This window comes from Jeotgalicoccus sp. S0W5 (assembly GCF_011634875.1).
GTDB lineage: Bacteria > Bacillota > Bacilli > Staphylococcales > Salinicoccaceae > Jeotgalicoccus > Jeotgalicoccus marinus.
Map to the genome: position 1 here is coordinate 144474 of NZ_SIRQ01000002.1, position 26316 is coordinate 170789.

The 26316-nt window shown below is 34.9% G+C and carries 21 protein-coding genes and 3 pseudogenes; 13 read left to right on the forward strand and 11 right to left on the reverse strand.

The genetic code is table 11. From position 1 onward, the window contains the following. Nucleotides 1–164 precede the first annotated feature (164 nt). The 7 genes and pseudogenes from EYB29_RS01545 to EYB29_RS01575 all read left to right on the forward strand — a co-directional run bounded on the left by EYB29_RS01545 (nt 165) and on the right by EYB29_RS01575 (nt 10732). Entirely contained in the window at nt 165–542 is a 378-nt protein-coding gene (locus EYB29_RS01545) for a VOC family protein (protein ID WP_166626368.1), read from the forward strand. Nucleotides 543–848: 306 nt separating this feature from the next. Next, nucleotides 849–2474 carry a BCCT family transporter gene (locus tag EYB29_RS01550; protein WP_166626369.1) on the forward strand — a complete coding sequence of 542 codons (1626 nt, stop codon included), beginning with the start codon at nt 849–851 and terminating at the stop codon, nt 2472–2474. A 370-nt stretch (nt 2475–2844) separates the two neighbouring features. Beyond that, nucleotides 2845–3951 carry a YSIRK-type signal peptide-containing protein gene (locus EYB29_RS01555; protein ID WP_166626370.1) on the forward strand — a complete coding sequence of 369 codons (1107 nt, stop codon included), beginning with the start codon at nt 2845–2847 and terminating at the stop codon, nt 3949–3951. A 262-nt stretch (nt 3952–4213) separates the two neighbouring features. Continuing rightward, nucleotides 4214–5815 (forward strand): glycosyltransferase, encoded by a 1602-nt coding sequence (locus tag EYB29_RS01560; protein WP_166626371.1) that lies wholly within the window; start codon nt 4214–4216, stop codon nt 5813–5815. Further along, the gene (locus tag EYB29_RS01565; protein WP_166626372.1) at nt 5808–7937 is read left to right on the forward strand and encodes a bifunctional glycosyltransferase/CDP-glycerol:glycerophosphate glycerophosphotransferase; all 2130 of its coding nucleotides are present in this window, start codon (nt 5808–5810) and stop codon (nt 7935–7937) included. The genes EYB29_RS01560 and EYB29_RS01565 overlap by 8 nt, the downstream gene beginning before the upstream one ends. A 214-nt stretch (nt 7938–8151) precedes the next feature. After that, a pseudogene (locus tag EYB29_RS01570) lies at nt 8152–8702 on the forward strand (cysteine hydrolase family protein). 224 nt (nt 8703–8926) lie between these two features. Continuing rightward, a complete protein-coding gene (locus tag EYB29_RS01575) occupies nt 8927–10732 on the forward strand; it encodes a M3 family oligoendopeptidase (protein WP_166626373.1) in 1806 nt (601 codons plus the stop codon). Between the two features lie 104 nt (nt 10733–10836). On the opposite strand, the gene EYB29_RS01580 is transcribed toward EYB29_RS01575, so the two are convergent. Together EYB29_RS01580 and EYB29_RS01585 are read right to left on the reverse strand one after the other, a co-directional pair. After that, a complete protein-coding gene (locus EYB29_RS01580; protein ID WP_247351624.1) occupies nt 10837–12057 on the reverse strand; it encodes an iron-containing alcohol dehydrogenase in 1221 nt (406 codons plus the stop codon). A 383-nt stretch (nt 12058–12440) separates the two neighbouring features. Beyond that, nucleotides 12441–12704 carry a hypothetical protein gene (locus EYB29_RS01585; protein ID WP_205710581.1) on the reverse strand — a complete coding sequence of 88 codons (264 nt, stop codon included), beginning with the start codon at nt 12702–12704 and terminating at the stop codon, nt 12441–12443. Nucleotides 12705–13046: 342 nt separating this feature from the next. On the opposite strand from EYB29_RS01585, the gene EYB29_RS01590 reads away from it, so the two are divergent. The 6 genes from EYB29_RS01590 to EYB29_RS01615 all read left to right on the forward strand — a co-directional run bounded on the left by EYB29_RS01590 (nt 13047) and on the right by EYB29_RS01615 (nt 19913). Continuing rightward, nucleotides 13047–14564, forward strand: coding sequence for a BCCT family transporter (locus tag EYB29_RS01590; protein WP_026867263.1), 1518 nt, complete (start codon nt 13047–13049; stop codon nt 14562–14564). After that, nucleotides 14565–16568 (forward strand): CocE/NonD family hydrolase, encoded by a 2004-nt coding sequence (locus EYB29_RS01595; protein ID WP_166626374.1) that lies wholly within the window; start codon nt 14565–14567, stop codon nt 16566–16568. A 672-nt stretch (nt 16569–17240) separates the two neighbouring features. Continuing rightward, entirely contained in the window at nt 17241–17729 is a 489-nt protein-coding gene (locus EYB29_RS01600; protein WP_166626375.1) for a pyrimidine dimer DNA glycosylase/endonuclease V, read from the forward strand. Then, the gene (locus EYB29_RS01605; protein WP_026867259.1) at nt 17726–18097 is read left to right on the forward strand and encodes a DUF1722 domain-containing protein; all 372 of its coding nucleotides are present in this window, start codon (nt 17726–17728) and stop codon (nt 18095–18097) included. The genes EYB29_RS01600 and EYB29_RS01605 overlap by 4 nt, the downstream gene beginning before the upstream one ends. A gap of 86 nt (nt 18098–18183) precedes the next feature. Beyond that, entirely contained in the window at nt 18184–19233 is a 1050-nt protein-coding gene (locus EYB29_RS01610; RefSeq protein ID WP_166626376.1) for an ABC transporter permease, read from the forward strand. A gap of 14 nt (nt 19234–19247) precedes the next feature. Further along, nucleotides 19248–19913, forward strand: coding sequence for an ABC transporter ATP-binding protein (locus EYB29_RS01615; protein ID WP_166626377.1), 666 nt, complete (start codon nt 19248–19250; stop codon nt 19911–19913). Nucleotides 19914–20271: 358 nt separating this feature from the next. Here the strand turns inward: EYB29_RS01615 and EYB29_RS01620 are convergent. From EYB29_RS01620 to EYB29_RS01655, 9 genes and pseudogenes are all read right to left on the reverse strand, one after another. Continuing rightward, nucleotides 20272–20994 (reverse strand): annotated as a pseudogene (locus EYB29_RS01620) (nitric oxide synthase oxygenase); the annotation flags it as partial. Between the two features lie 111 nt (nt 20995–21105). Next, nucleotides 21106–21531: a pyridoxamine 5'-phosphate oxidase family protein gene (locus EYB29_RS01625; protein ID WP_026867256.1), complete on the reverse strand. Its 426-nt coding sequence runs from the start codon at nt 21529–21531 to the stop codon at nt 21106–21108. Between the two features lie 64 nt (nt 21532–21595). Further along, a complete protein-coding gene (locus EYB29_RS11690; protein WP_084145810.1) occupies nt 21596–21754 on the reverse strand; it encodes an IS3 family transposase in 159 nt (52 codons plus the stop codon). A gap of 65 nt (nt 21755–21819) precedes the next feature. Beyond that, on the reverse strand, nt 21820–22305 hold the full coding sequence (locus EYB29_RS01635) for a DDE-type integrase/transposase/recombinase (protein ID WP_166626378.1): 486 nt from the start codon (nt 22303–22305) through the stop codon (nt 21820–21822). A 117-nt stretch (nt 22306–22422) separates the two neighbouring features. Continuing rightward, a complete protein-coding gene (locus EYB29_RS01640; protein ID WP_156889179.1) occupies nt 22423–22587 on the reverse strand; it encodes a hypothetical protein in 165 nt (54 codons plus the stop codon). A gap of 538 nt (nt 22588–23125) precedes the next feature. Further along, a pseudogene (locus EYB29_RS01645) lies at nt 23126–23938 on the reverse strand (AAA family ATPase); the annotation flags it as partial. A gap of 155 nt (nt 23939–24093) precedes the next feature. After that, nucleotides 24094–24225 carry a hypothetical protein gene (locus EYB29_RS11725; RefSeq protein WP_425402331.1) on the reverse strand — a complete coding sequence of 44 codons (132 nt, stop codon included), beginning with the start codon at nt 24223–24225 and terminating at the stop codon, nt 24094–24096. A gap of 59 nt (nt 24226–24284) precedes the next feature. Beyond that, nucleotides 24285–25436, reverse strand: a complete 1152-nt coding sequence (locus tag EYB29_RS01650; protein ID WP_026867254.1) for a zinc-dependent alcohol dehydrogenase — start codon at nt 25434–25436, stop codon at nt 24285–24287. Between the two features lie 182 nt (nt 25437–25618). Beyond that, nucleotides 25619–26134, reverse strand: coding sequence for a type 1 glutamine amidotransferase domain-containing protein (locus tag EYB29_RS01655; protein ID WP_166626379.1), 516 nt, complete (start codon nt 26132–26134; stop codon nt 25619–25621). Nucleotides 26135–26316: the final 182 nt, after the last annotated feature.

The following is a 26316-nucleotide window of genomic DNA, read 5'->3' on the forward strand; positions in this document are numbered from 1 at the left end:
TGTAATTACTTCATTAAGTGAATTATACCATATACTGTAGGGGGGTATAAATAATTCTGTTTGCTATTAAGTAAATAAAGGTTCAGAACTAAAAATATAGAGATTAACAAGTTATAAAGAGTGGTATTAAAAAAGAAGAAATTCTAGAAGGAAAGTGGTTTAACATGAAAATAACAAATGTTAGGTTATTAACTGATCACTATCGAAGCATGTTTAATTTCTATAATGAAACTTTGAGATTAGAATGTGTTTTTGGTAATGAAAACTCTAACTATGCTGACTTTAAATTGGGAGAAGTTTATTTATCCATATTTATAAAAGAACATATGATAAAAGCCCTGAACTTCAACGATGAAACTGAATATAAAAACCATAAACAAGTTATCGTAGTTGAAGTAGATGATGTTGACCAAACTTATGAAGACCTTAAGTCTAAAACAAATGTAATCACAGAACCGACTAATCGTGACATATGGGGTATAAGATGCTTCCATATCCTTGATCCAGAAGATAATGTAATAGAGTTTTATAATGCCTTGTAAATAGTAAGTATCTCGTCATTAAATAATGGCACTCTTTTATCAGAATTGTAGAATATCATATTTTAAAACATATCATACTCATAAAATACACTCGTAAAGACTTCTCTTATGAACTCCTTAAGACTACAATTTTAAAAAATTTTAACCACTTTCACACTCAAATACACGAAATTTTGATAAGAAAATAAAATCTATAATGTCTATAATTGAAACTAATCTTCTTCGGTCAATTTGAAAAAGCTAGTTACTTTGTTAGTCTTAAAACGACTTACAATTAGGTAATCGATTAAATAATGGAGGTTTTTTATGAAACATTTTAAAACAATGGATTGGGGAACTTTTATATTGGCTGTTATTGTTTTATTTGCTGTAGTAATCCCTTTAATCTATTTCCCAGAAGTCAGTGAACAGGTTATTCTGTCTTTAAATGAGATTGTGACTGGTCAATTAGGAACTGTGTACCTAGGCATTGGTCTTGCAGTTTTACTTTTTGTACTTTACATCGCATTTGGTAAGTATGGTCATGTGACTTTAGGAGAAGCATCAGAAAAGCCAGAGTTTAATACGCTTAGCTGGGCAGCAATGCTATTCTGTGCTGGTATTGGTTCAAGTATTTTATATTGGGGTGTGATTGAATGGGCATACTACTACGATGCACCACCGTTTCACTTAGAACCAAGAAGTGAAGAAGCTGTCAACTATGCTGCTACATATGGTATGTTCCACTGGGGTCCTATTGCATGGGCAATATATGTACTACCAGCCTTGCCAATCGCTTACTCTTTATATGTTAAAAAAGTACCTATAATTAAAATAAGTCACGCTTGTCGACCTATACTCGGTAAGCATGCAGATAATTGGGTCGGTAAAATAATAGACGTATTATTTATTTTTGGTTTACTCGGCGGAGCTGGTACAACACTCGGTTTAGGGACGCCAATGATTGCAGCCGGTATCGGTTCGATTTTTAATATCGACGGAGATACCATGGCAATTCGCATTGGTGTATTAGTAGTCGCTACATTAATTTTTGCAGTTAGTTCGTATTCAGGACTTAAATACGGAATTAAGATTTTAAGTGATATTAATATCTGGTTAACATTTGGCTTATTATTGTTTGTATTCATTTTAGGGCCAACTGTTTTCATAATGGAAACAACGCTATCTAGCCTCGGATTAATGATTACTGATTTCTTTAGAATGGCAACCTGGCTCGAACCATTTGGTGGCGTTGGTGCAGATATACCTGAAGAAAACTTCCCTCAGTCATGGACAGTATTTTATTGGTCATGGTGGTTAGTATATGCGCCATTCGTAGGATTATTCATTGCACGTATTTCCAAAGGTAGAAATTTAAAAGAAGTGATCTTAGGTACTATCGTCTATGGTACCTTAGGAAGTGTATTATTCTTTGGAATACTAGGTAACTACGGTTTATGGTTAGAATTATCAGGCACATTTTCTGTAACAGAAGTACTGAGTAATGAAGGTGGGCCAGGTGCGATAATGGCTGTCTTAGGCCAATTGCCTTTAAGTAAATTAGTAATTGCTGTCTTTGTCATCACAGCAATTATATATCTAGCAACAACATTCGATTCAGGTTCATATATTCTCGCTGGTGCAACTCAAACATCTATAGAAGATGAGCCATATCGTTGGAACCGTTTATTCTGGGCATTTGCTTTATCACTATTACCATTTTCACTATTACTCATTAGTGGTGACGATGCATTAAATCTATTACAAACAGCTTCTATAGTAGCTGGTGTACCTTTAATCATCATATTTATAATGCTAATGATATCGTTCATTAAAACTTTAAGTAACGACCGTGTTAAGCTTGAAGAACGATCAAGAAATGTGAAAGAAAAAGAGAGACGAACGCTTTCTATCACATATGCCAAAGAGAAAAATAAATGGTGGGAAGACTAGTTTGTAAGTTCGATCTTCTTCCGTAACTAAGACAGAGGCTACCTTTTTAGAGGTAGTCTCTATTTTAGTTATACAACTATTTTTATAATGCAATTACTTATCTAAATTCTAAGTAATATTTTAGTCCTCTACTAGAATGTTTCGTCTATCCTCAGTTCAAACAAATGATTAAATAGCCTCCTTCAACTTTACGTTTTTAAATGCTTAAAGTTGATAAATTCAGTCAAATCCCTTGTCATATAAGCCTTCTAATTCTTCTTTTCTTATAATCAGAAAATATTGTAATTGACAGTTTCTTCAAAAAATACTTAATAGATACATTAGGATATATAACCAATAATTTCCTATACATTGAATCTGGAGATGAAACATGGAAAACAACCAACAAAATAAGAAACTGAATCGTTACTCAATCCGTAAGTTTAAAACTGGTGTAGGGTCCCTAATCATAGGTACTTTAATCTTTCTAAGTGGTTCACTTGTTGTACAAGCTGATGAAGTGACTGCTGATAATAACACACTTGAAACTACGGAAGATACGAATTTAGAAACTACTGAACTCACCTCAACTAATCAAACTGATGAAGCACTTACCTCTATAGAAGAAAACAATGCTACACCCCTTACTTCTGAAGATGTTACCCCACAAGAACAAGAAACAACAGAAGATGCCGTATCTAATTCCACTACTCAAACCGAACAAGCAGTTATACCTACAGAAGAAATTGAAAGTCAAGATTCTGTAGAAGAAGCAGTGACTACACAAGAAACAAATAATGTAGAAGTTAATGAAGCAGATTCAATTACAGAAACAGAAGAAGTACCCACTGGGGAAACACCGTCTATAGACCAGACTGTCAGTGAGCAAGAAGTAAATATCGAAGAACCTCAAAATACAGAAGAAATAAATGATAGTCCTGAAGAGATTGTTACTGATGATAGTATAAGTGAAGATCCAGAGGAATCATTGTCTTATATTGATGAAAACTATCCCGAAACTGGTTCAACTTCTAGCCCTGTAAACAAAATTATTCGAGTAGGTACTAAAGTTGTAGAGCCAACTGACCCTTCAGAACCAACCGATCCGACGGATCCGACCGAACCAACGGAGCCAACAGATCCGACAGATCCAAAGGAGCCGACTGAGCCTGCAGAATCAATTGAACACATAGATTCAATAGAACAGACAGTAGAAACAAAACAGTCAAGTTCTTCAAACTCAAAAAATATCTCTACATTCGAATATGTAAATCAACAAGTTGATGCTTCAAACCTAGAAGTACAGAAGTTTAAAACAGAAAAAGTATCCAGTCAGCCTAATATCGATAAGGATATGACATTTAAGACTAGTCAAGAAAAATTACCAGACACTGGTGAATCACAAAATGCATTGCTTCCAACATTTGCACTTGTACTTTCATTACTAGGCTCAATTCTTCTGTTTTCTAGACGTAAAAAATCTAACAAAAATTCGTAATATCATCTTAAATTAAGCTATATTTCTAAAATTTTTAAGAGCAAGTAGTTTCTAATCATTAATTGATTAAGAAATTGCTTGCTCTTTTCCTTTTTAGGGTATTAAACATTGTATAATGTGTTAACATTTATCAAGCATATTTTAATAATAAGTAAGTTTGAAGCGCTCATTTTTACCCAAATACACATTTAAATTTTACGATTATAATATAATCAGAGTAATATAGTATATTAATGAACGAGAATCAGATAAGGATGATTTTATGAAACCTAGGATTATAATTCTGCTAAACTCCATAGATATTAATAGAGGTGGCCTCACGCATGCATCTTTAAGACAAGCGAGTACCTTTGCAGATGCTGGTTATGATACCCAGATACTAACTTTCAACTATGAACCGCGCTTTCCTATCATCTGTAAAAAACTCAAAGAGATGGGCAAAGTAAGTAATAATGTCGTCATACGTAATATGTTTGAAGATAAGGCACTATACGGAAATAAAGATAAAATCAATATGCGTAAAGTTAAAGTGAAATTATCTGATTACGAAAAACACTATGCCATATCTCAGAGAAAAAATCATAATGCCTATAGACTTTATAATAATGGTCTATATGAAAAATATATCGCTCTACGTAAGGACGATACTCTAGATTTCATTGACTACTTTAATGAAAATCGCTATAGAGTGAAACGAGAAAATTACAACTACTATGGTCATATGACTAGGGTGCAGTATTTCAGCTTTGAAGAAAACAAGGTAAGACAACAATTGTTTTTCGATAAAACAGGAAAAGCATTCTTGAATTTTTGGAAAGATCCTTCAACTGGAAAGATCAGCCGGGTCATCCATTTAGGCTCAAATAATAATATAATCAGTGAGACAACTGGAGATACCATACCTCATAAAATTCACTGGCTAAAAAGTGTATTGAACGAATCAAATGAAAGAATAATGGCAATCTCAGATACACGTAGCACGGATGAATTACTTGTTAAACTAAAGCATCCAAACACAGTAAGATCACTCCGCATGCACAGTAATCACCTTAAAAATCCAGATAATCCTGATTCTGAGTTAAATAAACGAAATGGCTATGCAATAGAAAATATAAAGAATGTCGATGCATTGATTGTGCTGACAGACAAACAGAAGCATGATATCGTTAACCGTTTTGGACTTGAGAATAAAGTTCATGTCATTCCAAATTATTATGAAGCGAAAGCACCTAAGCCAAAAGGGTTAAAATCCATTTTTATTAATGAGAAACAAGACAGTACTCAAATTAAAAGAGATTTGTCTAAAGTCGTAATTGTATCAAGATTTGCAAGCATTAAAAATATAGACCATACCATCCAAGCATTTAAAAAAGTGGTCACAGAAGTTCCAGAAGCTAAATTAGAAATCTGGGGATCTGGGGATCAAAAAGATGAATATGCAGACTTGATAAAATCACTCGATCTCAGTGATAATGTATTGATTAAAGGTTATACTGAGCATCCTGAAAAAATATACCAAAGCGGTGGTTTGTCAGTCCTAACCTCCAATGCCGAAGGTTTCTCTCTTGCAGTCATGGAAAGCATGGCAAATAGCTCGCCAGTTGTGAGTTATAATATAAGATATGGACCATCTGATATGATTGAAGATGGTGTAAATGGATTCCTCATAGACAAAAGTGATATAGATGCTTTATCAGAAAAAATGATACACATGTTAAAGAACCCTGAAAAAACAAGAGATATGGGTAATGAAGCAAAAAATACAATTCAAACAAAATTTAGCAAGGAAATCTACCAGAAACTATGGTTTTCTCTAACAGACACGTTACTTGAAGTATTAGAAAGGAACAATCACAATGAATAACCTAATTTCTGTTATCACTCCAGCAGAAAATAATGAAAAATATATTAATACAGCTTTAGAGTCACTAAGAAACCAGGAATACACAAATTTCGAGGCGCTCGTCTTACACTCAGATATAGAGACATTAAAAAGTATCGTTAATGATGAGTACTTAAATGATGACAGGTATCGATTTATTAATACGCCTGCAGATATTTATGTCGGTGCCACGCGAAATATCGGAATTGAACAAGCAAAAGGTGCCTACCTGTATTTCCTAGATAGCGACGATTATATTGCCGAGAACATGTTGCAACTACTACATGACAGCATCGGAGAATTCCCGATGATTCGTGGAAGAATGAAAACGACGGATTTCAGCACAAGTTCCGTCATTATACTACCCGGTACAAATAAAATAAAAATGTATTCAACTAGAAGATACAACCTGCTTAGATCAGAATCTGCAATCAACTATCTGATTTCAAAGAATTTTATCGATAATATGAATCTAAGATTTTCTGAACAATTTAAAACTTATTCAGACCTCACTTTTATGGTTCCATTGATGGAAGAAATTGATATAGTCCCTTACGCCGAGGAAGCAATCTATTTCAGAAGAAGAGGGAATGACCCAATTAACAACCCGACACTTAGACAGTCTTCTCTCGAACAACTCACACCTGATCTCTTTGGCGTCTATAATCAGCTGAGATCAGATAATATGAGTGAAGAAGGACGAAAATATCTAGATGACAAACTCCTTAACTTCTATAGAAAACGTTTGGTGACTGAATTCAGAGATGATACCACAATCGATTACTACTTTTCTGGTCTAGTAGAGAGTATAAATAAAATTGATCCGGATCGACTGAAAAACAAGGATTTCATACTCAAAAATGATGTGAAAGTTATAAAATCTAACAACAAACGTCGCTTCCGAAAACTTAGTAATTTGAACCATTTTCTTAGAGATATTAAAAATGGAATCTCTTCAAGAAAGGGCAGGAAAGAATTAATTTATAAACGTATATTCAATTATATGAAGCCCAAGGATAAGCTCGTTGTTTTCGAAAGTTTCCAAGGGAAATCTTACTCCGATAGTCCCAAATATATTTATGAATACATGCTTAAAAACAAGAGTAACTATATTTATGTATGGGTGATGAATAACTCGAACAAGATACCTGGTAATCCTAAGACTGTTAAACGAAACACTCTCAAATATTATTACTATATTGCTAGAGCCAAATATATCGTGAGTAATGTAAGAATGCCAAACAAATATATTAAAAGACCAGAACAATCATATCTGCAAACTTGGCATGGTACGCCGCTTAAAAGACTGGCTGGTGATATGGATAATGTCCACATGCCAGGTACTAATGCCGTACGATATAAGAAAAACTTTAACCGTGAAACTAATAAATGGGACTATTTAATTGCGCCTAATCAGTATTCTGCTGATATCTTCAGAAGAGCGTTTTGGTTCAATAACACCATGCTGAAAACTGGCTATCCAAGAAATGATATTTTAACGAACCATAATGATGAAGATACGATCAATAGATTGAAACGAATAAACCGTATACCAACGGATAAGAAAATTATTCTGTACGCACCAACGTGGCGTGATGATGAATATTTCAAAGTTGGTAAGTACAAATTCAACCTGAAACTCGACCTTCATAGAATGAAAGAACAATTTGGAGATGAGTACATCATTCTACTCAGAATGCATTATCTTGTTGCCTCCAACATGGATTTAACAGGTTTAGAAGACTTTGCATACGATGTTTCAAGTTACAGTGACGTGAGCGAACTATACTTGATGTCTGATATTCTCATCACTGACTATTCATCTGTATTCTTTGATTATGCGAATCTTAGACGTCCAATCTTATTCTTTACTTACGATATTGAAAAATATCAAGGACAGCTACGTGGTTTCTACATCGATATGGAGACCGAGCTTCCGGGTCCATTGCTCATGGACAATGATGAGGTGATGGATGCAATCCAAAACATTGATGCAGTAAATGAAAAATACGAGGATCGCTACAACGAATTTTATGAACGATTCTGTAGCTGGGATGATGGAAGAGCCTCAGAAAAAGTGGTTGATGCAGTGTTTGAAAAATGATTGAACTCTGACCCGAATAATAGATCGATGGCGGTATGTTGGCCTAATATAATTAAAGACTTCCATAACAAGGCTGTTGTGGAAGTCTTTTTATATCAAAATGAATTACACTATACCAACTACAATAATTCACACTTGAACATTAGTTAGTACCATATTATCTTTCCAATTAATCTAAATATTGAACATTAAATTCAGTAAAGGATGGATAAACATGAACACAGCTTTAATTATTGTCGACATTCAAAATGATTATTTCCCGGGTGGTAAATATCCATTAAGTAATCCTGAAAATGCAGCAGAGAATGCCAAAAAATATTAACATGGTTTAGAGAAAATCGTAGTGAAAATATTTACCATGTTCAACATATTGCACCTGATGAATCAATGGGTTTCTTCGCTCCTGATACCGAAGGTGCAGAAATTAGAGAAGTTATACAGCCTCAAGATAATGAAACGCTTATTGTAAAACAATTTCCTAACAGTTTCGTTAATACAGAACTACACGATAAGTTGCAAGCTCAAAATATAGATCATGTTGTGATTGTTGGTATGATGACACACATGTGTATTGATGCGACTGCTAGAACTGTAGCGGACTTAGGTTATAAAGTATCAGTCGTTGAAGATGCATGTGCTTCACGTGAGTTAACTTATCAGGGTCATGTTATTAAAGCAGAGGATGCACACTATGCATTCATCAGCGCACTAGACTTTTTAAATGTTGATATTTATACAACAGAAGATTTTATTCAACAACAATAAACAGTACTAATATTTAAAACTCACAGGAAGAAATCAGCAAAGCTGATACAAGAAGAAGGTTACACAGAAGATGAAGAATAATTCATAAAAATAAATAGATGGCTACCTTCCTTGCTCAAGCAAGTTAGGTAGTCTTTTTCATTATTGAAGTGATTGATGTTTCTCTACATCGATTTCCTGTATGATTAAAGTAACCAATTTTACTTTAGAAAGGAAGGAAATTGATGAACTACAAAAACAATTGGGATATGGAGAGTGTATTTCCTGGCGGAAGTGCATCAAAAGATTTTCAAAAGCGGTTATCAGAAATAGGGGAAAGTATTACAGCTTTTTCTCGAGAACTCGATAATTGGGAGCTAGACGAACATTCTAACGACTTTACGTCACTGAAGGAGATCTTACAACACTACGAAAAAATTTCAAACGCACTTGGTGAGATGGGGAGCTTTTCGAATGGTTTAGTATCTGCTGATGTTACCGATCAAAAAGCAATGCAGAATTTAAATGCAGTTCGTAACTTAGTTAAAGATCTCTCATCACAGAACATTATATTAAATAAAAAGATCAGTGCCCTGACTGAAGACCAATTTACAAAGCTGTTAGAGGATGATTTCTTTAAACCGATGCATTTCCCGTTAGAAGAAAAACGACAAAAAGAAAAAGATTTACTATCCACAGAAGAAGAAACAATCATCAATCACTTATCATTAGACGGCTTACAGGGCTGGGGGAATATGTACAATCAACTCGTCGCTTCTATTCAAATTCCAGTAACTGAAGATAACGAAACTGTTTATTATTCAGCCGGTCAATTTGAAAACAAGATGAAGTCAGAAGAGAATCCAAAAGTTCGTGAAAAACTTTTAAAAACGTGGGAAAACACATGGGAAGAGAAAGCTGATTTATTCTCTACAACACTCAATCATTTATCAGGATTCCGTTTAAACGACTATGAACTTCACGATTATAAAGATTATATGAAAGTACCACTAGATTACAACCGTATGGAAGAAGAAACACTTGATATGATGTGGGATACTATTACAAAAAATAAAGCACCTTTCAAAAAGTACTTTGAACGAAAGGCGCAACTCATCGGTGTTGATCAATTAGGATGGCTTGATGTTTCAGCAAGTGTTGATGTGGGTGATTATAAAAACAAGCAGTATACCTACAATGAAGCGGCAGAATTTATTATCGATAACTTTGAATCATTTAGTCCAAAAATGTCAGAGATGGCACGTCGAGCTTTTGAAGAGCAGTGGATTGAAGCGGAAGATCGTCCAGGAAAACGCCCTGGTGGATACTGTTCAAACCTTCCTGAATCTAAACAGTCGCGTATTTTTATGACGTTTGCCGGTAGCACTAGCAATGTGTCAACACTCGCACATGAACTCGGACACGCATTCCATAGCTATGTCTTACGTGATTTACCATTATTCAACCAACGTTACGCAATGAACGTTGCAGAAACAGCTTCTACATTTGCAGAACTTGTCGTTTCAAACGCAACTATTGAAAATTCAACGTCAAATGCAGAAAAAATCAACTTACTAGATGAAAAAATTGCTAGAAGTGCGACTTTTATGATGAATATCCATGCACGCTATATCTTTGAACGCAATTTCTATGATGAACGCCAAAAAGGAACTGTAGATAGTAACAGACTGAAAGAACTGATGAAAGAAGCACAAAAAGAAGCCTTTCAAGATGAACTTTCTTCATACCATCCAATGTTCTGGGCAACAAAGTTACATTTTCATATTACAGGTGTCCCATTCTATAACTTCCCGTACACATTTGGATACTTCTTTAGCTTAGGTATATACAACCGTTTCTTAGAAGACGAAACGTTACGTGAAGATGACTATATTGCACTGCTTCGTGATACTGCAAGCATGACTACAGAAGACCTTGCTGAAAAACACTTAAATGTTGACCTAAGAAAACCAGACTTCTGGCAACAAGCACTGGATTCAGTGCATAAAGATATTGAAGAGTTTTTAGAGCTAACAGAATCATATGTTTAATGTATAGGGACACATTAGCAATTAAACAAATACGAGTTACAAGCAAAAGAAAGTACTCAAGTTAAATAAAAGCGTACTAGAGCTAAGGCTCTAGTACGCTTTTATTACATTTCTCCAGACTTCACTTTCATATACATCTCTTTAAATTTCTCTTTACTGAAAATCACTGGTACGGGATAATTCGGATTCGCTTCATCAAATGCGTAGCCGGCCATTTCATCGATATCAGACTCTTTGATATCAGCGATATGATTACCGATGCCGAGATTTTTATTCATCTCTAGAATACTGTCGATGAACTTCTCTGTTTTTACCTTGTCAGTATCACCCGGGGCAGTCACACCTGCACAATCAGCCAGTTTGGCCAGATTCTCATGTACGGTATCTCCGTATTCCTTTAATACGTAAGGCATGATAATTGCATTCGATTCACCATGTGTTACTGGATATTTTGCACCGATCTGATGTGACAATGCGTGGATATTGCCGACATAAGCTCTCGTAAATGCGCGTCCCGCAATGTAAGCAGCATACTGCATATTTTCACGTGCAATTCTATCACCATTTTCGTGGAAGGCTGACGGCAAATTGTCATAGATTAGTTTAACCGCAACTTCTGCCATTTTCCTTGTATCTTTTGTATTGCTCAGATTGATGTAGGCTTCAACTGCATGACTGAGCGCATCCATACCCGTGTGCGCAGTAATCGTCTTCGGTAAATTGGATGTAAGTTCCGCATCAAGTACTGCAATTTCCGGCAACAGCACCGTATCGGATATCGCATATTTCATATGGCGCTTACTATCAGTTATAACTGTTGCTATCGTGCCCTCACTTCCGGTACCAGATGTCGTCGGCACAGCAATCACCGGTGGCAGCTTTTTACGTACTTTCAGAAGACCGTGATATTTATGCAGGTCAGCATTGCCTGTACCTACAACGACCGCAGCACCTTTGGCACAGTCGAGTGCAGAACCCCCACCAAAACCGATAATCGCGGTACATCTATTTTTATTGTACTCGGCAGCGGCTTCCCTGACGTTCTGATCTGTCGGATTTGCCACCGTCCCGTCGTAAATAATGTATTCGATATTCTTTACCTCGAGACCATACAGAAGATTGTCCATCAGGCCAAGATCCCGTATGCCTTTGTCGGTCACAATCAAGACTTTTTTATAATTTCTGGCAGATAGTGTATCTGGCAATATATCAAGTATTCCCTCACCACGGAGGAGGAGAGGGGGTGACCAGTCCAGCACTTTCGCGGCCTGTTTCATGATTTTCTGATAACCTCTTGCAAGACATTTAAATAATTCGAAGTTCATATTATCACCTTTCTCAGTTTATTTACCCGTGGTCAGCTTTTGTTGGATAAAAATTAACTCTGGTCACCAGTGTCTTTTGTGTTGTGAATTTTTATGACTTGTAGATAGTGAAACACATATCACTTATGGTAACTCTCGGCTTATCATTTTTCGATGCGGACGTTTAACAATTTGATTGAATGTCACTTTGAGTTTTCAGAATAATCCTTCTAAATTAATGTAGTCTAACGACTTTAAATGTAATTTTCAAACCTTGGTATCTTCGTATATATACTACCAGCCCGTGTTATATTCAGTCATTCATTTCGATAAATCAACAGTATTTTCTAAACTCTTATATCCATCTTGATTTAGAATAGCTTCTTCATTTTCAAATAATTTTTCTACTGTAAGATCTTTATCCCAGTAGCCTTAGTTAGAACCAAAGAAGTTCTCAGCGACTCTTCCTGCTGCCACTTCGAAAATTTTACCATTATATTGATTATCTTTGTGAGATAACCACAAAACAGCAGGTGAAAGCAGTTCAGCTCCAATTCGTTCTCCCTGACGCTTCCTTCTTCGTTTTCCATACTTCCAGACAATGCTGTGAAAGCACCAAACGCCAACATATTTACCGTAATACCACGCTCCAATCCTTTAGCTGCCAATGTTTTACCTAAAACAAGTACCGTTGCTTTAGAGGCCGCATCATGACTTATCAAAGGTTGACTGATGAATGAGTAAGAGGAGAGGTTTATATTATAATTCTAGGTCTCTAGCTTTGTTTTCTCCTTCAATCAGCCTATCAATAATACCTTCACAGATTTCCTTATGTTCCTATATAATATCTAGACTCTTGAAGGATTGAAAAACGTAAAGGCATTTAAATATCACATTACCTTTCCTTAAATTAATGTTTATGTTAAGTTTTTTACATAACATACTCGTGCTAGAAAATGATGAAATTATCATTTCTGAAAATTAACATAGATAATTTACGGAGGGATTTGATGAAAGAAAAAGCAAGATTAGATCACTTAATTTTTTGGCCATCTATTGTCGTGCTGTTAATACTTACATTACTTTTAATCATTTTCCAATCATCTGCTGAACCGCTTTTAGACAATATTTTGTCTGGTATCAACTCAAGAATGGATTGGATATTCCAGTTTATGACGTTTGGTCTTTTCGTGTTGCTTTTATGGCTAGCTTTTGGAAAGTATGGAAGAGTAAAACTCGGAGAGGGAAAACCTAGATTTGGAAATTTTAGTTATGGAGCGATGCTATTCTGTGCAGGTATGGGTACCAGTATCATGTTCTGGTCGATTATTGAACCTATGTACTACTTCCAAGGACCACCATTCGGTTTTGAATCTGGCAGTGACACTGCAGCAGAATGGTCTGTCGCGTATGGAATGTTCCATTGGGGGATCTCTGCATGGTGTATTTACGCATTTCCGACCATAGTCATTGCGTATTCCTTTTTTAATAAAAAGAACAAGTCACTTAAAGTCAGTCAATCTGTAAGAGGAGCGCTTGGTAAACATTCAGATGGTATCATCGGAAAGATCATCGATATACTTGTCATATGGAGTCTTGTCGGTGGTCTTGGTACATCACTGGGACTAGGTGTACCGATGGTGTCCGCTGGAATTGGCCACCTTCTAGGTGTGGAACAGTCAATTGCACTTAGTATCATTATAATGCTAATCTGGTCGGTCATTTATATTACAAGTGCTTCCCTAGGTCTCGATAAAGGTATACGCAAGCTCAGTAACATCAACGTATATCTTGCACTTATATTAGCCATATTCGTCATAATAGTGGGTCCAACCAGTTTCATATTAACTTATTTTACAGACAGCTTTGGCATCATGGCGCAGAATTTTCTGAGAATGAGTTTCTATACTGACCCGATTGGCGGCGGTGGATTCCCACAATCTTGGACAGTATTCTATTGGGCATGGTTCGCTGCTACTGCACTATTTATGGGACTTTTCATTGCTCGTATATCAAAAGGGCGTACTTTGAAGAGCATGATACTCCACATCCTTGGTTGGGGTTCTATCGGTAGTTGGCTATATTTCGGAATTTTCGGAGGATATACGATGAATCTTCAACAGACAGGAGAACTCGATGTCCTTGGTAGTATGGCAGAATTTGGGGATGCTGAAACAATCATCAATGTTCTTGAAACATTACCGATGAGTTATATTGCGATATTATTTTTTGTCATTCTAGGATTCATTTTCCTTGCAACATCGCTTGATTCAGCGTCTTATATACTTGCTTCAACTGCATCAATAAAAGTAGACGAAGGTATTGAGCCTCCGACATGGCATACAATTCTTTGGGGTCTCATCATGGCCTTGTTGTCCATTTCATTACTGTTAATTGGAGGATTGAACGTAGTACAGACATCAGCCGTTGTCGTTGCGGTACCAGTCGTCATCATCTATATACTGCTTATCATTTCATTGATGAAATGGTTGAAGAACGACGATCATATATACGAGGAGGATAAATAATTGGGTGTATTCGACGTTGATTATACTAAAATTCAAGAAAGAACAGACTTTCCGTACGAAGTAGAAATTATTAACCATTGTTGGATAGAGATGTCAGACGGTATAAAATTATCAGCCAAACTATGGCAACCTAAAACATCTGGAAAGACAAAAGGCGCTGTACTTGAATATCTTCCATACCGGAAAGATGAATTCACTGCCCTTCGTGATGAAATCCGTCACAAATATTTTGCTGGCATGGGCTACACTTCCATCCGTGTAGATATCAGAGGTACAGGAGATTCTGAAGGGATAATCGAAGATGAATATCCAAAACAGGAGCAAGATGATGCACTGGACGTAATCTCTTGGATTGAAAACCAAGAATGGTCCAACGGCTCGGTTGCGATGATTGGTAAGTCTTGGGGAGGTTTCAATGGGCTTCAACTTGCTGCATTGCAACCACCTGCACTGAAAACAATCATTACTCTATGTTCTACGGATGATCGCTATGAAGATGATGTACATTATAAAGGTGGTACAATGATGGCCTCTGACATGCTTTGGTGGGCATCAACTATGTTTGCTTACAACGCGAGACCACCATTCCCGAAGTATGTGGGAGAAAAATGGTATGATATGTGGCTCAATCGTATGGAAAATACACCACCGTTCATCGAAGAATGGGTGTCACATCAAACACGAGATGATTATTGGAAACACGGCTCAATAGGTGAAGATTACAGTGCCATCAAAATACCAGTCCTAACCATGAGTGGTTGGGCAGATGGATATACAAATGCCCTATTTCGATTAATGGATAATCTTGATGTCCCTAAAAGAGGAATCGTTGGCCCTTGGGCACATGAATTTCCAGACATGGCCATACCAGGACCTCAAATGGGTTATCTTCAAGAGGTCATTGAATGGCTCGATCGCTGGATGACTGATGAAGGGGACCAAGACGCACATAAAGATGCCTTTCTCGTATATGTACAGGATGGTGTAAAACCTAAGACCACCTATGATTACCGAGAAGGTAAGTGGCTAGACTTATATAATGAAGAAACAAGTGAAATTGATATTTTGGAAAATATCAACGGTGAAGTTCCATTATTGAATCGTCAACAACATGGTCTTTATTCTGGAGTATTCTGTCCATTTGGTCAGGAAGGTGATCTTCCAGATGATCAATTAATTGACAATGCATTGGCTACATCATTCATGTTGCCACAACAGAATACTGCAATAAATATCGTTGGCCAGCCCATTGCAAAAATAAGAGTAAAATCCGATAAGGAAAAAGCAAATCTTCACGTAAGAGTGACGGATGTACACCCTACAGGTGAAAAGACACTCGTAACAAAAGGTCAACTCAATCTCAACCATTATAAAAGTCATGAATTCCCAGAGGATCTCACTGTTGGTGAATACATCGATGTAGAAATTCCATTAGATGTTATTGGCTATCAAATTGAAGCAGAGCATAGCATCGAAGTATCAATTTCACCAACATATTGGCCTCAAATATGGCCAGACAAGGAAATCGTGGATCTAACAGTCGATTTCTCTCATTCAGAACTATTACTTCCTGTTATCACTGATTTCAATGAGGTAAGATTGAAATATGAGCAGTCCGAAACTGCAACACCCCTTGAAAAGGAAATTATCAGGGATGGTTATAGGACTCGGAATGTCATCAAGAAACTTACAACAGATGAGTGGGTGTTAGATGACTTTTCTGATGAGGGGCTACGAACTTTGACCGAAACAAATATCACTTATGGATCTACTAACCATAATGTATATACAATAAAAGAAGGTGACCCTCTATCCGCTAAAGTAGAATGTGACTGGACTGTACAAGTGAAAGATAGCGATATCGATACAAACGTCGTAACAAAAAGTGTTATGAGTTGTGATGCTGATAACTATTACCTGTACAATGAAATGACGGGTTATAGTAATAATGAGCAATGCTTTTATAAAACATGGAATAAGACGGTCCCTCGGTACTATACGTGATATAAATCTGTCCATTCATTGATAATCTAAGACTCTATGTCAAATAAGGTTAACGAAACATTTTACCTGACTGCCTCACTTACTGTATGCAAGTGAGGCAGTCTTTTTTGATTCTTTATAATACGATTTCGTCATCAAAATATAAGACAAGTTTTTCTATGCGGAATGCATGATAATTTACGTATATCAGAATAATTAGGATATAAAATCAAATCTCTCCATATTTGGTGTCCCATCTTCAAAGTACATACTAGAGTTCTTAATACCAAAAGCGTTGGCAAGGCTTGTAAGCAACGGATATAATGACGTCGCAAAGTTCTTTTCTTTATTATAAATAGGAGTAGCTGGGTTAATACCCACTAAAAAACTACATATTTTTCTTCAATATTTTTAACCACAAATGGACGGTAGTACGGGTGTTCAGGATTATTATTATAAGGTCTAACCATTGATTTCAAATTCTTTATATCCATATTCTTGCTCCTTATTCTTACTAGTTTTCATTCTTTATTTACTATAAATCTCAGACGAAGAGCTAATTACTGAGTGTTACTTACAAGTGACATTTTTAGTTGGTGAATTGTCTGCACTTGATTAGACAACTCCTCTGAGGGAGGTTATTGTTAAATCAAAGAAAGTAAAATGCTTATTACAATTAAGAAGGTGAAAATAATGCAAATTTTTAGAGTACATCAAAATCATGATATCAGTGCACGTTTCCTGGATAACAGACGTTTATCAAAACAAGTGTTAGAACTTTATCAAATTATTAGAGTTTGTCTCGCTGAAATGAATATTATTAGTGCTAATACTCGATATTTATCACATCCAATCGTCAAATTTATTTACAATAATGGTCACCCTTATTTATTGGATGCCTTTGAGCTTTTAAAGTCTTATGATCAAGAACATAAAAGAAGAGGAGGCGTACGTTCTACAAATTTTAAAGAAAAACTTATAGACTTAGAAAGAATCATCTACAGTAACAAACATCTCTTTTCTGAAAGAAGTTTACCTGCTTTTTATGTTTATCAAGATACAAAAGTATGCGGAGAAATGGCCTACACTCATTATGAGTCTTTACTTTTTTTAAAGTGGAGTAATGATAAGGTGCCACCACGTTGTAATATAAACTTAGATAAAGGAGAGATATTAAAATGAAAGGTCGACATGTAATTGAGAAAAAATGGGCGTCAGAGAAGTACAATGTTATGTGGCACTCACAAAAATATTATAATCGTATAAGAGAAGAAATGAATAAAGGAGCTTCTATGGATTTATTGGAATCAATGATTTTTGAAGCGAAGAAAGAGGAGCCTACTAAAGGATCTATTGTGAATACATTTGATCATATGTGGGGATACTTCAAGAGAATATGCACATTAACAGAAAAGTATGAGTATAAAAAAATAAGAACATTATTCTTAGATGATAAAATAAAAGATATAGAATTGAAGCGATTTATTATTAAACTTTCTAATCAGTATGATGTGAAGTATCTCCAAGAATCTACAATTTTAAATATATGATAATAAAACTATAAAGTTATACTGGCAATACGAGGGAGTTTAAATAATTAAAGCTAATTAAATATCACAATGAAATGAGTGTTTTAATGTATCTAGCATGGAATGAGATTATAAGAAATAAGTTAAAGTTTAGTTTAATTATAGGCATTGTAATAATGATAAGTTACTTGCTACTATTGCTTTCGGGTTTAGCAAATGGATTAATGAATTTAAATAAGGAAGCTGTGGAACAATGGGAGGCTGATGCGATTGTTATAAATGCAGATGCAAATCAAAATGTTCAACAATCTATGATTAAAATAGAAGATATTAAAGACAAATTTGAAGAACAAGCAAATTTAAAAGAGCTTGCTGTTATTATTTCTAATAGTGCAGTTGAAGATAATGCTATTGTATTTGGCCTAGATGAAGGCTCCTTTCTAATTCCTGATTTAGTGGAAGGAGAGATTTTCACAAATGAAAATGAAGTTGTTGGCGACTATTCTTTAAAGGAATCGGGTTTTTCTATTGGAGATACGCTTGAATTATCAAATAGTGAAGAGACGCTGAAAATTACAGGATTTACAGAAAGTGCACAATATCGTTCTTCCTCACTTTTATTTTCCAATAATGAGACCATAGAAAAGTTAAATCCAATGTTAAGTGAGGACTTAATAAATGCACTTGTTGTTAGGGACAGTAATTGGAAAAACGTAGAATTAAGTGATGATATGGAAGTATTAGCGATAGATGAATATATAGAGAATCTACCTGGATATTTACCTCAACAATTAACGCTAAACTTTATGATTATATTTTTATTTATCATATCGTCGTCGGTGATTGGAATATTCTTATATGTGCTTACATTACAAAAGACAAGTCTATTTGGTGTCTTGAAAGCCCAAGGATTTACTAATGGTTATTTAGCACGTTCAGTATTAGGTCAAACACTAATTGTGACTATGATTGGTACGCTTGTTGGATTGGCGCTTACCTTATTAACTGGTATCTTCCTTCCACCAGCAGTGCCTATAGAATTCGATTATTTAACAATGATTATTTATATGGTGGTCTTGATTGTTGTTGCTATGTTGGGAAGTTTATTTTCAGTTATCAGCGTTAGAAAAGTAGATCCATTAAAAGCGATCGGTTAAGAGAGGCGGATAGTATGCTTAAATTTATAGATGTGAAAAAGGTGTTCAAGGATGGTAATCAAAGTATAGAAGCAGTTAAGAAAACTTCGGTTGAATTTGACAAGGGAGCTTGTATTGCACTGATTGGACCATCAGGCTCTGGTAAAAGTACTTTCTTAACCATGGCTGGTGCCTTACAAACACCAACTGAAGGTGAGGTAATTGTTAATGGTCAGAAAATCACAGGTATGAATTCTAAAAGCTTAGCTAAGCTCAGAATGGATGAGATTGGCTTTATCCTTCAAGCTAGTAATTTGGTGCCATTTCTTTCTGTTCAGCAACAGTTTAAATTACTAAAGAAGTATAATAAAGATATCATGACAGATGATGAGTTAGAAAAATTGCTTAATAATCTATCACTAGCAGAAGTGAAAAATCAGTTACCTAGTGAAATATCTGGGGGTCAAAAACAGCGTGTTGCGATTGCTAAAGCGCTATACACTAACCCTAGTATTATTCTTGCAGATGAACCTACGGCATCACTAGATACAGAAAATGCGATGAAAGTAATGGAAATATTAAAAGAAGAAACAATCAGTAGGGAGAAGACATGTATCATTGTTACTCATGATGAAAGATTAACAGAGTATTGTGATGCTGTATATAAAATGGTCGATGGTGTGTTAGAAAGCACTCTATAAAATTTTCATTATAGATTAATAAAATAGATGACAAAATCAATTACATATTGACTTTGTCATCTTTTACACATTACTAATATCTTCTGTTATTTGAACTAATTAAGCCAAAAAAATCTCAAGAAATACAGTGCTGATATATCAAGAATTTTCATTGTGAATATCCTATAGTTTGACTTGAATAAAATATACCCAGCAGTATTATATTTAGAACATATCGAGATTTTTTCAAGTAATTAGACAAATTATATATATTCAATTATAACGTTGTGAGAGAGCAATAATCTCTCACCTTACCGCTCCCATAGATACGGCTTATCGTATCTATGGGAGTTAATCATTGTAAAAATAACAAGAATGATTATTGATAAAATGGGCACTTTTTATTCACATTTTTATACATTAGACTTGGTGAATTAACAGTATTGTTAAATCCTTTATGATAATTATGAGTAAGTGATGGAGATAGTGGAGGGGCCAGCCAGCTCCACTTACCTGTGACTTCTCTTCCTGCGATTTCTTCTTTCTTTTCAAATTGTTTAAATTGCTTTGATGCAGTGATATGGTCAACTATCGAAACACCGGCATCTTTAAAAGAGTGATATACAGCATAATTGAATTCGACTAAAGCACGGTCTCTCCAATATGTTGAATTTTTAGAAGTATCGAGGTTAAAAGCTTGCGCAATTTCTTTAAGCTTGTTATATCGGTATTCGTCAGTAAAGTTTCTGACCCCAATCTCGGTCTCCATATACCATCCATTGAAGGGGGCAGTATGGTATTTTATCCCACCAATTTCTAAATCCATATTAGAGATTATCGGAACAGTGTACCATTTAAGCTTTAGTTTTTCTAAATTTGGATAATGGTGGTGTTTAATATTAACTTCTTTTATGATGCCTTGAGGGTATTCATAATAAGTTATAGGTTGATGATGGGCGCTATATATTAGTGGTAAAACATCAAATTCTTTTCTCTCTTTTTCCCACCCGATTTTACATGCTAAATCAGTAATTTCTTTAGATATTGGATCGCCAATGTCACCATATCCTGCGTATCTAATAAGCTGTTCATTATATAATTTTATTTCATTAGAAAAAAATGAATAATAACGTATTCACCGCATTTTTACTAATAATGGAATTAATGTTTTATAATATAACACAAAAAATTAACGCTTTTACAGACGGTGGACCTAATCAAAAACTATTGTTTCTGGTGAATCAAGGTCATTACTATTCATAACTTTAATAATCTTAGGTTTCACTTGTATAATACAAAGGTTATCATCTTGCTTCGAATTAAAGAAACTTTTGTCTTGATTGTTCCAAATCCAATCAATAATCTTTGGATCTTCGGAAATTGACACTTCTCCATCTATTTCAAGAAAACTATGGTCATTGGTATCACTATATCCAATTAGAACATGAGCTCTAGGATTATTCTTAAACTCTTCTATTTTATTAGAATCAATGTCAGTTTTAGAATACAGAGTTAATCCATCATTATAAAAAATCATATACCTACTGTTAGGTATGTTGTTGTGCGCGGTAGACAAAACACCTAGATTAGAAGAATCTAAAATTTTTATCGCTTTATTTTCAATAACTTTATTATTCATATGAAAAACCTCCTATACTGTTTATTCACATAACCATCTCTGTGTAAACATAATATGTGGTATGTCACGAGTATTCCAGACAGTTTTTATAGACTTCTTTCTTATACTCCTTTGGTATCATGTAACCAAGTGCACCATGTGGTCTAATATTGTTGTAACAATTCACATAGTCAAACAGTTCACTTTTCAGCTGTTGTAGAGATATAAAATGATACTGTCTAATGAATTCAGTTTTTGTGCCTTAACAATCGCATTGTCATAGGGACAGCCTTTCATGCTCTGTAATCTTTAAATACCAAATGTATTAAGCACATTATCAAACTCTTTGCCACGGTCTGTATGGAACATTTGAACCTGTCTTAAATCATGCTTAATGGTACTCAGTGCTGCTGACACAAGATGGCTATCTTTATTTGGACCGGCATCATGTCCAATAATTTCACGATTAAACAGGTCAACAAATACACATATATAATGCCACTTGCCAGACACTTTTACATAAGTTAAATCACTGACGAGTACCTCCATCGATGCCTGTCTAATAAAATTTCTACTGAGTCTATTCATGATATTCCGTTCATTGGATTGTGAGGGATACGATCTATATTTCAATGAAGTATATAACGATACCAATCTTTCTGCTTTCATAATTCGACCGATGCGTCTTCGAGAGACTTGGAATCCAAGTTTATCTAACTCATGTTTAATTCTACGTGTTCCAAAACACTGACGATTCGTATTAAATATCCTCCACGCCTTTATGGCTGATGACATCCTCTGAATCATCAACATTCTATTTATTCAATTCATAATATTAGGTACTTCTTGGGATTTGTAGGACTTTACACATTGCTGATACTGAATATTTATTGGCATTCTCAAGAATGACATCTATTTTCGTCCCATGATCAGCACTTCTTGCTTTAGAATGTCATTTCCCATCTTAAGTTGTTCGTTTTCTTTTCTGAGTTGTCTCATTTCTCTTTCTTCATCTGTAAAGTTATCTAAATGACTGAAAGAACCTGGCGCCTGATGATGCTTGACCCACTTATCCAATTAGGATGGTTGATATTATCTACTATCACTATAAAAATTGCTTGGCGTAATGTTTTTATCATCTGCAAAAAGTGAGCATCAAGAAATAAATCCAATACTCTATTTTAATAATTTTTGAAGAATTCCATGATAAACTCCATAAATGATGTGGTCGCTTTGGAAAAATAGCGACCTTTTTATAAGCAAAGTATAATAATCAGCGATATCAATGGGGAGTAAATAAGATGACCCCAGCACAATACAGGTGTCATCTACTCACAGCCTAACGCTTTTATTAAATGAATTGTCCACACTTGATTGGACAACTCCTATGGGGGAGGTTATTGTTAAATCAAAGAAAGTAGGCGATTTTTTATGACAAGACTTCTGATAGTTAGTAGTGGCAGTCGATGATTAAGGCTGAGCCATTACCTTTGGAAAGTGAGGTATTATAAAAACAGCAATAAGATAATTTCGTATTTAAAATTATCTTATTGCTGTTCTAGATTTATGTTCCAGACTCTTTTTTAATATAAATTCCTTTATTAAGTGGACCAGTTTACTTACCTTTAATTATTACTTCATCATTTTCAAGTACGATATCTACATGTTTTACGTCTGTATGATCTAAGTAGTAATCTGTGATTTTGTCGCGTACTTCTTGTTCAACAACACGACGTAACGGACGTGCACCCATTTGTTCGTCGTAGCCTTTATCAATTAACCAATCTTTGACACCTTGTGTAACATCCATTGTGATTCCTTTTTTATCTAATGTTTTTTGAACATCTTCTAATAATAAGTTCACGATGTCTTGTAATGCATCTTTACCTAAATGCTCGAATTTAACGATACTATTGAAACGGTTAAGGAATTCAGGGCGGAAGAATTTTTTCATTTCATCCATAATATCATCAAACTCTTCATTTCCTTCACCAAAGCCAGCATTAGAAATACAAATAATAATTCTGTTTTTAAAGTTAATGACATTACCTTGACCATCTGTTAAATTACCATCATCCATAACTTGTAATAATAAAGTTAAGATTTGTGGATTCGCCTTTTCAATTTCATCAAATAAGATAACTGAGTATGGGTTACGTCTAACTTTCTCTGTTAATGTGTTTGAATTATTATCATAACCTACATAACCAGCAGTTGTTCCAATCATTTTAGATACAGCAGTTTGATCACTATATTCACTCATATCTAAGCGAATTAATGCATCTTTATTACCGAATAAATCAATTGCTAACTGCTTTGCAAGTTCTGTTTTACCTACACCAGCTTCACCTACTAAAATAGGATTGTTTTTAGTACGTCTACTTAAGACTTCAGCAGTTTCTTGGATTTCTTTATCACGACCAATTATTGGGTCTAATAAATCATCGCGTGCTTCTTGTGTTAAATTACGGCCAATTTGATCTAAATAATTACCTTCATCATTTTGTCTTTGAGAATTAGATTGTTGAAATGCACGCGCGTTTTGCTCGGCAGAATTTCCACCTTACTGTTTTCGTAATTGTGCTAATTGTCCGGAGAAACTTCTTTCCCATTGATATAATATTTTTTAGTACCACTATTGACAGATTCTTGCATATATTGGAATATTCTTCTGAAAATTGAATCAAAATCATCATTGAAATATCCGTTAGTCATACATATCACCTATAATAATACCCAATAATTTAATAGTCGTGAACAAAAGTTTTTATAGTCTATTCTGGTTTAAATACAACTTTAATGTTGTTATCCTTCTTCTGATCAAATACTTTGTAAGCTTCGTCTGCTTTTTCAAGTGGGAAAGTATGTGTAATAATTTCTGTAGGATCAAATACTTCATCTTTAATCATCTCGTAAAGTTTAGGCATTAGATGAATAACAGGAGCCTGTCCACTTGTTACTGTAATATCACGGTTAAATATTAAATCTATAGGGAAATTATCAGCAGGTGATCCATATATACCGGTAAGCTGTATTGTCCCAAACTTTCTTACTGATTCAGTAGCAGTAAGTATTGGACTTATTGTTCCACGTTGTTGAGAATGCTCAGATAGCTCCTGTTCTGGACTCGATTGCTGTCCATCCATCCCTACACAATCAATAACAACATCTGCGCCACCTCGTGTTTTTTCTTTAAGAAGTTTACCTATTTCCTGTTCTTCATCAAAGTTATACACTTCAGCACCATTGTACTTTTTTGCGTGATTAAGACGATGCTGTACATTGTCAATCGCAATTACTCTCTCTGCACCTTTTAGTTTCGCAAACTTCTGCGCCATTAAACCGATAGGGCCACAACCTAATACAATAACTGTATCACCAGGTTTAACGCCTGAGTGTTCTACACTCCAGTAAGCAGTAGGTACAACGTCTGATAAGAATAAAACTTGCTCATCTTTTAGATTGTTATCAGGAACCTTAAATGAAGAAAAGTCAGCATGAGGTACTCTTAAGTATTCTGCCTGTCCTCCCCAGTGATTACCATGAAGATTACCAAAACCGAATAGTCCACCATTATCTAATTTCCAGTTCGCTGGTGTTTCATTAGAATTGTCACACTGAGATTCCATGTCGTTATTGCAGTAGAAACATTCTCCACACCCAATATTAAAAGGTATTACCACACGATCTCCTTTCTTTAGTTTTTTTACATCTTTTCCTATCTCTTCAACAATACCCATCGGTTCATGTCCAATTACAAAACCAGGTTCCATGAATAAATCACCTTGATGATATAAATGTAAGTCTGAACCACAAATCCCAGATGCTGTTATCTTTATAATTGCATCAGTTGTTTCAATAATCTTAGCATCTTCAACATTTTCCATCTTCATGTTCTTATGTCCTTGATAAGTGACTGCTTTCATAAAATAACACTCCATTCTAAATATTATTTACAAGCATACTAAAATATTCCTCTTAACTTGACTTATAAACATAAATCTTTATAAAATCAATCATCTTACTACGAATATCTTCATTTGCGTTAATGATGACTATTTTATATAAAACTAAAGAGAAGACTGATAGTCTCCTCTTTAAAAAATGCTTATTTTAATAAATTTACAGATTCACGGTTAAAGTCTTCTAAATCATCAGGTGTACGTGAAGTGACGATGTTATCAGAAACTACAACTGATTCATCTACTACTGTTGCACCAGCGTTTTCCAAATCTTTACGAACTGATAAGAAACTTGTTAATTTTTTACCTTTTAATAAGTCTGTATCGATTAATAGCTGTGGTCCATGACAAATCGCAAATACAGGCATTTCATTTTGAACGAAATGTTTTGTAAATTCCCCAAAACGACCTTCTTCATCTCCACGTAACATATCTGGTGAGAATCCCCCTGGGATAAGTAATGCGTCAAAATCTTCAGGTTTTACATCGCTAATCGCTCTATCTACTGTTACTTCAGTATCTTCAGACTTACCTTTTACTGTACCTGTTTCTTTTCCTATTACAGTAATGTCATGTCCTTCGTTTTTTAAAGCCTCAACTGGACTTGTGTATTCAACGTCTTCAAAATAATTATCTAGTACAACAGCAATTTTTTTTGCCATAAATAAATTCCTCCTAAAGATTTTAATAGTAATATATACCCACTCCATAATCTTTAAAACATATGGTATGTCAACAGTATTTTAGACAGTTTTTATAGAATTCTTTCTTATACTCCTTCTTCCAACTATTTTGCACTTTTGCTCTAAATAGTAAGCAAGTGCAAAAATTCTTGCCCATACAA

Coding starts and splice junctions, on each gene's coding strand:
- EYB29_RS01545 (WP_166626368.1), top strand. CDS start 165: ATGAAAATAACAAATGTTAGGTTATTAACTGATCACTATCGAAGCATG.
- EYB29_RS01550 (WP_166626369.1), top strand. CDS start 849: ATGAAACATTTTAAAACAATGGATTGGGGAACTTTTATATTGGCTGTT.
- EYB29_RS01555 (WP_166626370.1), top strand. CDS start 2,845: ATGGAAAACAACCAACAAAATAAGAAACTGAATCGTTACTCAATCCGT.
- EYB29_RS01560 (WP_166626371.1), top strand. CDS start 4,214: ATGAAACCTAGGATTATAATTCTGCTAAACTCCATAGATATTAATAGA.
- EYB29_RS01565 (WP_166626372.1), top strand. CDS start 5,808: ATGAATAACCTAATTTCTGTTATCACTCCAGCAGAAAATAATGAAAAA.
- EYB29_RS01575 (WP_166626373.1), top strand. CDS start 8,927: ATGAACTACAAAAACAATTGGGATATGGAGAGTGTATTTCCTGGCGGA.
- EYB29_RS01580 (WP_247351624.1), bottom strand. CDS start 12,057: ATGAACTTCGAATTATTTAAATGTCTTGCAAGAGGTTATCAGAAAATC.
- EYB29_RS01590 (WP_026867263.1), top strand. CDS start 13,047: ATGAAAGAAAAAGCAAGATTAGATCACTTAATTTTTTGGCCATCTATT.
- EYB29_RS01600 (WP_166626375.1), top strand. CDS start 17,241: ATGCAAATTTTTAGAGTACATCAAAATCATGATATCAGTGCACGTTTC.
- EYB29_RS01605 (WP_026867259.1), top strand. CDS start 17,726: ATGAAAGGTCGACATGTAATTGAGAAAAAATGGGCGTCAGAGAAGTAC.
- EYB29_RS01610 (WP_166626376.1), top strand. CDS start 18,184: ATGTATCTAGCATGGAATGAGATTATAAGAAATAAGTTAAAGTTTAGT.
- EYB29_RS01615 (WP_166626377.1), top strand. CDS start 19,248: ATGCTTAAATTTATAGATGTGAAAAAGGTGTTCAAGGATGGTAATCAA.
- EYB29_RS01625 (WP_026867256.1), bottom strand. CDS start 21,531: ATGAATAATAAAGTTATTGAAAATAAAGCGATAAAAATTTTAGATTCT.
- EYB29_RS01635 (WP_166626378.1), bottom strand. CDS start 22,305: ATGTCATCAGCCATAAAGGCGTGGAGGATATTTAATACGAATCGTCAG.
- EYB29_RS11725 (WP_425402331.1), bottom strand. CDS start 24,225: ATGACTAACGGATATTTCAATGATGATTTTGATTCAATTTTCAGAAGA.
- EYB29_RS01650 (WP_026867254.1), bottom strand. CDS start 25,436: ATGAAAGCAGTCACTTATCAAGGACATAAGAACATGAAGATGGAAAAT.
- EYB29_RS01655 (WP_166626379.1), bottom strand. CDS start 26,134: ATGGCAAAAAAAATTGCTGTTGTACTAGATAATTATTTTGAAGACGTT.